Below are 3553 nucleotides of genomic sequence, written 5' to 3' on the forward strand. Positions count from 1 at the left end.
TCGGGTCTCGCACGCGAGCCTTCCGGCTCGCGGCGGACCGCTCGGGCGTAAAAACTTGGGGAAAAAGGCCGCTCGCGTCCGGTAGGGCGCGAGCGGTTGTCGTCCCCGTCGACCTGCCGCACCGCTCCGCGGCCGCACCGTACCGCTCCGCTTTCGACGACCGTTTTCCCGCGCCACGCTATCTTAAGAGGCTCCCGCTGTTAGTGGTCGGTATGCGACGATTCCGGATCGGGAGCGTCTTCGGCATCCCGATTCAACTCGACCTGACATTCCTGCTCGTGTTGCCGCTGTTCGCCTACCTCATCGGGACGTCCGTCGGCCCGACGGTCGACCTTCTCAACAACGTCTGGGGGGCGGACCTCCCGGTGGGGCCGCTGGAGGAGGGCGCCATCCGCTGGGTGATGGGGCTGGCGGCGGCGCTGGGGCTGTTCACCGGCGTCGTGTTGCACGAGCTAGGCCACTCGTTCGTGGCGATCAGGTACGGCTACCCCATCTCCTCGATCACGCTGTGGCTGTTCGGCGGCATCGCCCAACTCGAAGAGATGCCCGAGGACTGGAAACAGGAGCTCCAGATAGCGGTCGCGGGCCCCATCGTCAGCGTCGCCCTCGGCGCGCTCTCGTATCTCGCGTTCGTCTCGGTGCCGACGACGACCGGCGTGGGGACGGCGGGACTGAAGTTCGTGCTGGGCTATCTAGCGCTGGTGAACGTCGCGCTCGCGGTGTTCAATATGCTGCCGGGGTTCCCGATGGACGGCGGCCGCGTCCTCCGGGCGCTGTTGGCCAGTCGGTTGCCCTACGCGCGGGCGACGAACATCGCCGCGGAGGTGGGCAAACTGTTCGCCATCCTGCTGGGGCTGTTCGGACTGTTCAGCTTCAACCTCTTTTTGGCGGCGCTGGCCTTCTTCATCTACATCGGGGCCGCCAGCGAGGCCCAGACGACGGCGATGCGGGCGGCGTTCGAGGGCGTCGAGGTGCGGGACGTGATGACGCCGGCCGACCGCATCGACACCGTCGACGCCGAGATGAGCGTCGCCGAGTTGCTGGAGTTGATGTTCCGCGAGCGCCACACCGGTTACCCGGTCGAGCGCAACGGCGACATCGTCGGGCTGGTTACGCTTGGCGACGCTCGGGCCGTCCGGGAGGTCGAACGCGAGGCCTACCGGGTCGAGGAAGTGATGACGACGGGGCTCGAGACCATCACGCCGACCGCGAGTGCTATCGATGCGATGGAGCGGATCCAGTCGAACAACGTCGGTCGCCTGCTGGTCTACGACGGCGAGCAGTTCCGCGGCATCCTCACTCGCTCGGACCTGATGACCGCCCTAGAGATAATCAACTCCGACGACCGGTTCCGGCGCGGGACGCCGACCGAACCGTCGTCGGAGGTCGGCGGTCGGCGCGAACTCGACCGCTAGGCCGGCAGCGAGAACCGCCGTGTGACTTCGCCGCGGTCGGCGTCGTAGACGTGGACCGACTCGACGGTCCAGCGTATCGGCTCTATCTCGCGGTCGACCAGCCGTCGGGCCGTCTCCGGGTCGCCGCCGCGGGCGACGGTCACGTGCGGGACGTAGTCCGCGCCCTCGATTCCCTCGACCGGATCGAAGACCTCACAGAACCGGTCGTGTAGCGCGGTGAGCGGCGGGCTCTCGACGGAGAGGTAGAGCACCGGCGAGGGGCCGGTCGCCGCCGTCTCGAAGCAGTCGACGCCGTCGATTCGCGCCTCGAACGCGGGCGTTCCGGCGAGGGCGTCCCGGACCTGGCTCCCGATGCGGCCCAGCGGCCCGTCCCCGAGGCGCTTGCAGACCAGGGTGTGTTCGTCGCGCGGTCGCGCTCGCGCCGTCGGCCACTCCCGCGCGAGGTCGGTCGCCAGTCGTCCCGCGGCCGTCGGGAGCCCGACGTTGAGGCTGTACATCAGATTCGGTCGAGCAGGAAGAGAACGACCAGCACGACGATGGCGAGGCCGATGACCGGCCGGAGGAGCCCGAGGAACGCGCCGAGGGCGAACTCCAGTATCTCCAGTGCGAGGAGGGCGATAACGAGGACGAGGACTATCTTCAGGAGTCTTCGACGTCCATACCCGTCGGTGCGACAGCCACAGGGATAGGCGTTGTGGCTGTCGTTCCCCCGGCCCGGGCCACCGCCGCGGGCCACTACGCCTTTCCCCGACGGCGACGTAGCGACTGCCGATGCGAACAGTCGCCCTCGTGCTGTGTGTCGTACTGGTCGGTGTCGCTCCTGTCGTCGGTGCCGCCAGTGGTGGACCCGCGAGCGGTGCCGCCGACGTGGGCCCGGGCGACGGCCCGTTCGCCAGCAGTCCGGTCGACGCCGACCGCACCGTCCTCAGCGCGTCGGTGGACGAGGACGGCCACGCCCAGTGGTCGGTCGACTACCGCGTGGAACTGACGACGGACAACGAGACGGCGGCCTTCGAGTCGCTGTCGGCCGACATCGCGGCCAACCGCTCGGCGTATCTGGCGTCGTTTCGCGACCGGATGACCCGGACCGTCGGGACGGCCGAGAACGCCACCGGGCGCGAGATGGCCGTCGAGAACCTCTCGGTGTCGACGACGACCGAGGAGATACAGGGCTACGGCGTCGTCACGTACAGCTTCCGGTGGACGAACTTCGCCGCCGTCGACGGCGACGAACTCCGCGTCGGCGACGCGCTCGCGGGCTTTTTCCTCGAAGCGGACGGCCGTCTGGTCCTCAGTTGGCCCGACGGCTACGACGCGACGAGCGTCAGTCCCACGCCCGACGACCGGAGCGACGGACGGGCGGCCTGGAACGGCCCGGCCGAGTTCGGTCCGGACGGCCCCTCGGTCGTCGCCTCGCCCGGCGGACTCCCCCTCCCGCTGATAGGCCTCGCGGTGCTGGTCGTCGGTACGCTTCTCGCGGGCGGGGCGTACGCCTACCGCCGACGCGGGAGCGACGCGCCCGACACCACCTCGGCGGAAGCCCCCGACCCACAGCCGACAGCGACCGACGCGTCGCCCGACGACGGGGACGAGGCGGGCGCGCCGCCGTCGGACGACGAACTGCTGAGCAACGAAGAGCGGGTGCTACGCCTGCTGGAGGCGGAGGGCGGGCGCGTCAAACAACAGACCGTCGCCCAGCGGCTGGAGTGGACCGACGCAAAGACCAGTCAGGTCGTCGGCGCGCTCCGCGAGGAAGACGAGATAGAGGTGTTCCGGCTAGGCCGGGAGAACGTCATCGTCGACCCCGAGGAGAGTGAATTATAAATGTATCGGCGTTTCACCGCGAAGTATCGTCATAATCGCACGACTGCGACGCGTTCGAAATCGGGACAATCCGGCTTAATCCGGGGAGAGGGACGTGGGTTTATACGTGGATACGGGACGAAGGAGCGAGTACGATGAGACGCCTATCACGCTCGCACGCGCTGGTCGTGGCGGTCGCGGTTGCGATGGTCCTGACGCCGGCCGTCGCCGCTGCGCTGCCCGCCCAGACGCCGACGAGCAACGGGACGGACGCGCCCGGCGAACGGTTCGCCGGTGTCGTGGGTGTACAAGGTGCCGAGGTCGACGGCGCCGTC

General features: G+C 68.8%; 4 protein-coding genes and 1 pseudogene. 3 read left to right on the forward strand and 2 right to left on the reverse strand.

The window, feature by feature from the left end:
• The first annotated feature begins 212 nt into the window (after positions 1-212).
• Positions 213-1415 (forward strand): site-2 protease family protein, encoded by a 1203-nt coding sequence (locus GJ629_RS15040; RefSeq protein ID WP_157513744.1) that lies wholly within the window; start codon positions 213-215, stop codon positions 1413-1415.
• On the opposite strand, the gene GJ629_RS15045 is transcribed toward GJ629_RS15040, so the two are convergent.
• A complete protein-coding gene (locus GJ629_RS15045) occupies positions 1412-1912 on the reverse strand; it encodes a 2'-5' RNA ligase family protein (protein WP_157513745.1) in 501 nt (166 codons plus the stop codon). The two genes, GJ629_RS15040 and GJ629_RS15045, sit on opposite strands and share 4 nt — an antisense overlap.
• Complete coding sequence (locus GJ629_RS15050) at positions 1912-2151, reverse strand: hypothetical protein (protein WP_157513746.1); 240 nt, start codon at positions 2149-2151, stop codon at positions 1912-1914. The genes GJ629_RS15045 and GJ629_RS15050 overlap by 1 nt, the downstream gene beginning before the upstream one ends.
• 35 nt (positions 2152-2186) lie before the next feature.
• Between GJ629_RS15050 and GJ629_RS15055 the strand changes: the two genes are divergently transcribed.
• Both GJ629_RS15055 and GJ629_RS15060 read left to right on the forward strand, forming a co-directional pair.
• On the forward strand, positions 2187-3239 hold the full coding sequence (locus tag GJ629_RS15055; RefSeq protein WP_157513747.1) for a hypothetical protein: 1053 nt from the start codon (positions 2187-2189) through the stop codon (positions 3237-3239).
• Between the two features lie 134 nt (positions 3240-3373).
• Positions 3374-3553, forward strand: a pseudogene (locus tag GJ629_RS15060) (hypothetical protein); the annotation flags it as partial.

It is taken from the genome of Halapricum sp. CBA1109 (assembly GCF_009741825.1).
Lineage (GTDB): Archaea > Halobacteriota > Halobacteria > Halobacteriales > Haloarculaceae > Halapricum.